The organism is Streptomyces sp. SPB074 (assembly GCF_000154905.1).
In the GTDB taxonomy this organism is placed as follows: Bacteria; Actinomycetota; Actinomycetes; order Streptomycetales; family Streptomycetaceae; genus Streptomyces.
Genome location: NZ_GG770539.1, coordinates 3,600,126 through 3,605,666, shown reverse-complemented (window position 1 = coordinate 3,605,666; position 5,541 = coordinate 3,600,126). Strand labels below are relative to the sequence as shown.

At 76.4% G+C, this 5,541-nt stretch carries 3 protein-coding genes and 2 pseudogenes; 3 read left to right on the top strand and 2 right to left on the bottom strand.

The window, feature by feature from the left end:
* Positions 1–261, bottom strand: a pseudogene (locus tag SSBG_RS14865) (protease); the annotation flags it as partial.
* Between the two features lie 665 nt (positions 262–926).
* Here SSBG_RS14865 and SSBG_RS14860 point away from each other — a divergent pair.
* The 3 genes from SSBG_RS14860 to SSBG_RS14850 all read left to right on the top strand — a co-directional run bounded on the left by SSBG_RS14860 (position 927) and on the right by SSBG_RS14850 (position 4,737).
* A complete protein-coding gene (locus tag SSBG_RS14860) occupies positions 927–1,778 on the top strand; it encodes a glycerophosphodiester phosphodiesterase family protein (protein ID WP_008746931.1) in 852 nt (283 codons plus the stop codon).
* Positions 1,779–2,397: 619 nt separating this feature from the next.
* Complete coding sequence (locus SSBG_RS35800; protein WP_008746930.1) at positions 2,398–3,153, top strand: ATP-binding protein; 756 nt, start codon at positions 2,398–2,400, stop codon at positions 3,151–3,153.
* A 609-nt stretch (positions 3,154–3,762) separates the two neighbouring features.
* Positions 3,763–4,737: a DUF5926 family protein gene (locus tag SSBG_RS14850; protein ID WP_008746929.1), complete on the top strand. Its 975-nt coding sequence runs from the start codon at positions 3,763–3,765 to the stop codon at positions 4,735–4,737.
* Between the two features lie 433 nt (positions 4,738–5,170).
* Here the strand turns inward: SSBG_RS14850 and SSBG_RS14845 are convergent.
* Positions 5,171–5,541 (bottom strand): annotated as a pseudogene (locus SSBG_RS14845) (DNA primase); the annotation flags it as partial.

Here is a 5,541-nt window from a genome sequence, read left to right as displayed (position 1 = left end):
GTGTCCGGGCATCGTGGGCGGCTCCGCGGCGGCGGGGGCCTCGGGCGTCGCCCCGCCGGCGGGCCGCTCCGGCGGGGTGGCCGGCTTGTCGAAGGCCATGGTGCGGTCCGTCTCGCGGGCTGGGGGCGCCGCGTCGCTCGGCTCGGCCGGGCCCGTACGGTCGCCGGCGGCGGTCTCCGCTCGCCGCTCCGAGCCCTCGGCCGCAGCGGGAGGTGCGGACGGGGCGGGGGGTACCTCGTTGCCCTCGTTCTCGGTGCTCACGGGCTCAGTCTCCTCGGTCACGGCGGTCCCACGGTCGTTACGGGTCCCACGAGTGGGTGCACGGCAGCCTCGCGGCGTCCGTCCACCCGCCCCGGCGCCGGAGCGCCGGTACGTCCTTCCGATCGTTGCGCACGATCGTCCTGCTGCGGTCAGCTTTTCCCACCGCACGTCAGGGCACTGTAAGCCGACCCTGTGTGTACGCGTCATGTCGATCATCACCGCGCGCACAGCTGTCGGCGCGTCGGATTTCCTGGGGGAAACCCGACTGGAGTGCGCTCCGGAGACTCCGTTCGTGTACCCGTACGCCCCCATCAAACACCCCCGCACGCCCCCGGCGCGCGCCCCCGCTCAGACCCCGCACAGGGCCCGTACACCCCTCGTACACGGGGTGGACACCGGGCGGACAGGGCCTTCCGGGAGCGCGGGCCGGGCGGGGGAGCGGGAGAAGGGAGCGGAAGGAGGGAGAAGCGGGAGGAGGGGGCGGGGCGGGAAGGAGAGAGGCGGGGATTGGGAAGGGACGCGGGCTCGGGGCGGCGGCGCGGGAAGGAGGTGCAGGGAATGGGATGGGGAGGGACGCGGGCGCGGGAAGCGGGAGGGGGGCGGAGCGGCCTCCGCCCGCCGCGTGTGCCGCGCGGGGGTGGGGGGTGCGGTGCGAGCATGGCGGCGTGACCGACGCTCGACAGCACACCCCCCAGGTCGTCGCCCACCGCGGGGCCTCCGAGGCCGCGCCCGAACACACGCTCGCGGCCTACGCGCGGGCCATCGAGGAGGGCGCCGACGCCTTGGAGTGCGACGTCCGCCTCACCGCGGACGGGCACCTCGTCTGCGTCCACGACCGGCGGGTCAACCGCACGTCGAACGGGCGCGGCGCCGTCTCGGCGCTCGAACTCGCCGAACTCGCCGCGCTCGACTTCGGCTCCTGGAAGGGCCGCGACGAGGCGGAGGAGTCCCCGGACTGGGACCCGGAGACCACCTCCGTCCTCACCCTCGAACGCCTGCTCGAACTGCTGGTCGACACGAATGCCTCGGGACGGCGCCTCGAACTCGCCGTCGAGACGAAGCACCCGACCCGCTGGGCCGGACAGGTGGAGGAGCGTCTCATCCATCTGCTCGAACGCTTCGGCCTCACCGGCAAGACAGGGGTCGCCGAGGACGGCGGGAGCGCGGGAGACCTCTACCGCCCCGCCCCCTCACCCGTCCGGGTCATGAGCTTCTCGGCGCGCTCGCTGCACCGGGTACGGGCGCTCGCGCCGCTCCTGCCGACCGTCCACCTCACCCAGTTCGCCTCGCCCCGGCACCGCGAGGGGCGGCTGCCCCCCGGGGTGCGGATCGCGGGGCCGAGCATCCGTCTCGTCCGCAACCACCCCGCGTACGTCGCGCGGATGCAGGAGGCGGGGCACCCGGTGCACGTCTGGACGGTCAACAATCCGGCGGACGTGGACCTGTGCGTACGCCTGGGCGTGGACGCGGTCATCACGAACCGGCCCCGGGCGGTGCTGGAGCAACTGGGGCGGTAGTCCGGGCGGGCGCGCCGCACGGGGTCCGGGGCCGGGAGGGCGCGCGACGGACCCCCAGGCGCGGCGCGCGGGTGCGGAGCGACGAAGCGGGGTGGCCGGGGCGGCCGTACGTGTCGTGGCGGCACGGGGCGCGCGGGGGAAGCGGACCGGAGGCCCGCACGGCGGCACGGGGCGCGGCGGCGGCCGACCGGAGGTTCGCGTGGCGGCTGGAAAACGCCTTGCGGCCGGGGCGGGTGGGGGATTTGGGCGGGTACGGGGTGCGGGCCTGCCCGGTACGGGGCGGGGCGGGCCGCCGTGCCGCCGGACGGCCCGCGCGACCGATCCGGGCAGGGGTCCGCAGGTGAGGGCCCCGTGCATATGACCGGGGAATGTTCGCAGCACACCGGGGGTGGAACGCGCGGCGGGCGTGGGCCCGGAACCCGGCGCGGAACCACCTGGCACCGTCCGTCCGCTCCCGTCGCCACCTCCGGGGGCGGGCTGTCATGTACGCGGAGTGCTCCGGCGCGTTCGCTGCGTGGCGTGCGGAGCGAATGCCTCAGGACGGTGGGGGTTGGCCGGTTTCCGGTCCAGTCCGGGAGGGCATTGACTCCCTGGCGTGGGGGTGAAGGAGGTTCCGGGGGTGGCAACGTTGGTCGCACAGGAAGTGCCCGCGACGTCGAGCATGGCCGTACCGCACGGCCCATCGGGCGTACGCACGGCACGGCATCGGCTGCGGGACGAGCTGGCCGGGCACGGAGTGCCGGACCAGGTCATCGACGACGCGATCCTTGTCCTCTCCGAACTCCTCAGCAACGCCTGCCGGCACGGCAGACCGCTGCCCGAGGAGACGGTACGGCCGGGCCCGGAGGAGTTCGAGGAGGGTGACGTCCTCGCGGCCTGGGAGGTGACGCCCGGCGGCCGGCTGACCGTCGAGGTCACGGACGGCGGGGGGCCCACCCGGCCCGTCCCCTCGACCCCGTCGGTGAGCGCGCACGGCGGCCGGGGGCTCGGCATCGTGACGGCTCTCGCGGAGAAGTGGGGCGTCAGGGACGATCCCCACGGTGAGGTCACGGTCTGGGCCACGCTCTCGCCCGGCGACCACCGCGCCGAGGACTTCGCGAGCCGGGTCACCGGCGCGACGGCGGTCCCTGGCCTCGCCGGCCTGGGCCTCGACGAAAGCGGGTTCGAGGAGACCGGCTTCGAGGGGCCCGGTTTCGGGGACCCCGAGCCGGAGCCCGCCGAGGACGGCGGCCGGGATCGCGCGGGGAACGGCGGCGGCCGGAACGGCGGCAGCGGATTCGGGCGCGGCAGGGGCTTCGGGCGCGGCGGTGGCCTCGGTGGCGGGCGCCTCGGCGGCTCGTCGTACGGAACGCCGCGCTTCGGCGGCGCGAGCTGAACCGAGGGGGCGGCTGAGCGCGGAGAGGGGCGCGCCCGGGAGCAAATCGCGCCCCGGAGAGGGGTGCGCCCTGATGAGGTCGCGCCCGGCGGGGGTGCACTCGGGACGTGGCCGCGCCGGAGTGAACGAGAGCCCGCGCCGAGTGCCGGCGCGCCAGGCATGAAGCCGCGTCCGCAGGGGCGGGAAGCGGGCCGCCCGCAGGGCTGAGAGCGAGACCGAGCCACGTCCGCAGGGGCCGTGCGGAGGCCGCCTGCCGAGACCGGAAGCGGGGCCGAGCCGCCTCCGCAAGGTCCGGGCAGGGGCCGCCGCCAAAGGCCGGGCGCGGACGGACCCTCGACCCCGCGTGGCCGCCCGCACAAGCCGGGTCCCGGCCGTCCCCGCCCGCACCCGCCCCCTTCCGTGCCCGCTCGGGCACCCCCGGCGCCCTCCGCCGCCCGCATCCTGACCGGCTCCGCGTGCCGTGGCACGCCCTCGCGCGCCGCCCCCGGCTCCGCCTCCCCGTTCCCCCCACCCCCTTCCGTTCACCCGTTCGAGTGCGTGCGGGCGGAAAGGTGCGAGGCGTTAGGCTCGCCGCCGTACCTGCCGAGCCGTGACGGGAGAACACCGACGATGGCCAAGAAGCGCCCGCAGTCCAAGGGCAAGGCGAGCACCGCGTTCGCGGGCGGTGAGGTGCCGGTGGTCGGGGCCCGGGAGCCCTGCCCGTGCGGTTCGGGCCGCCGGTACAAGGCGTGTCACGGGCGGGCCGCCGCGCAGGCGGCGACGGAGCTCGTCAGCCGCCCGTTCGAGGGGCTGCCCGGTGAGGCTGACTGGGTCGCGCTGCGGGAACTCGTACCGGCCGCGACCGTGCCGCTCCACCTCGCGGGAGGGCTGCCGGAGGGCGTGCCCGCCGTGACGCTCGCGACCGTGCTGCCGATGGCCTGGCCCGCGCTGCGCCGCGAGGACGGCACCGTCCTGCTCGGTCTCCAGAACGACACCGCTTCGGGCGACCTGAGCCGCGACCTCGCCGACACGCTGCGCCGCGCGCTCGCGACCGAGCCGGGCAATCCGGTCGAGGCGCGTCGCGCGCCCGTGGACGGGCCCCGCCTCCAGGACCTGCTGGACCTGGACGCGCCCTTCGTTCCCGAGGTGCACGAGGGTTTCGCCTTCTGGCTGCCCGAGGGCGAGGCGGAGAACGCCTCCGCCGAGGTCACGGCCTCGCTGGAGCGGGCCGACGCGGCGGCGGTGCCGACGGTGCGGCTGAGCGGGGTCGATGCCGCGTACTGGTGCGAGGTGCCGGAGAAGAACCACCTGCGGTGGGTCTCGACCGTGCCCGAGGAGCGGCTGCTCGACGCGCTCGCGCGGCTCCACGCCGCCGGTGAGTCCTCGCTCGGCGAGGGCACACGGCTCGTCGGCTCCTTCCGCGCGCACGGGCTGACGGTGCCGGTCTGGGACCTGCCGGGCACGATGAGCGCGGCGGACACCGAGAAGCCCGCCGCCGCCTTCGCCGAGCGCCTGGAGACGGCCCTCGCCGCGACGGCGCCGCTCACCGCCGAGGAGCGCCGCGCCCGCGCCGGTCTCACCAACCGCCAGGTCACCCTCAACTGAGGCCCGGCGCCGGTCCGCCGCGCGCGCTCGCGTGAGCCCGGTCACACGGAGGCTAGGAGTCCGCTTGAGACCGGGCCCGAACGGATGAGACCGAATTTGCGAACCGGCGATCTCTTGTTACCGTTCAACTAGCCCGGTTGCTGGTGCATCCCCCGTCGCCAGCAACCGGGCCCTTCCATGTCCGGACCTCGGCGTCCGGAAGCGGGTCACCGAGACACCACCCGGCCCCGCCGCTCCGCGAGCCCGGGCCCCACGGCTCGTGAGCCCGGTCGGCCCACGAGCCCCGTCCCCGCCGCCCGGCACCCCCCACGGCCCTGCAAGCCCCACGCCCCGCAGGCCACGCGCGCCCGCACGCGGAGCACCACCGCGCCGCAGCACGACCAAGCCGCGCGGCTCAGCCGGACGACTCGGCCGCACGGCTCCCCCGCACCCCTCAGAACTCCGGCGCGTTGACCCCCGGCCGGGTGAGCGTCTCCACGATCGGCCCGAGCAGCGTCCCGACCTCCGGCAGCCACGGGCGGGCCATCCCGCCCCGTACGCCCGCGCCCTCCGTACCCGCGTCCTCCGGGGCTCCCGCCCCGCCGACCGGCTCCGCCTCCGGCAGGGGGCCGCGCGCCCAGCCCGTCGTCCCGGCCCCCGTGCGCGAGGGCGGCAGCACGAGGTAGCCGCCGCTGCCGTGGAAGCGCAGGGCGCCCGGGACGCGGTCCATCGCGTGGAGCAGCGCGCCGAGGCGGGCGAGGTCGTACGGGGCCACGAGCGGCGCCCAGCGTTCGGGACCCGCCACGACGGGGCCGAGGCGCACCC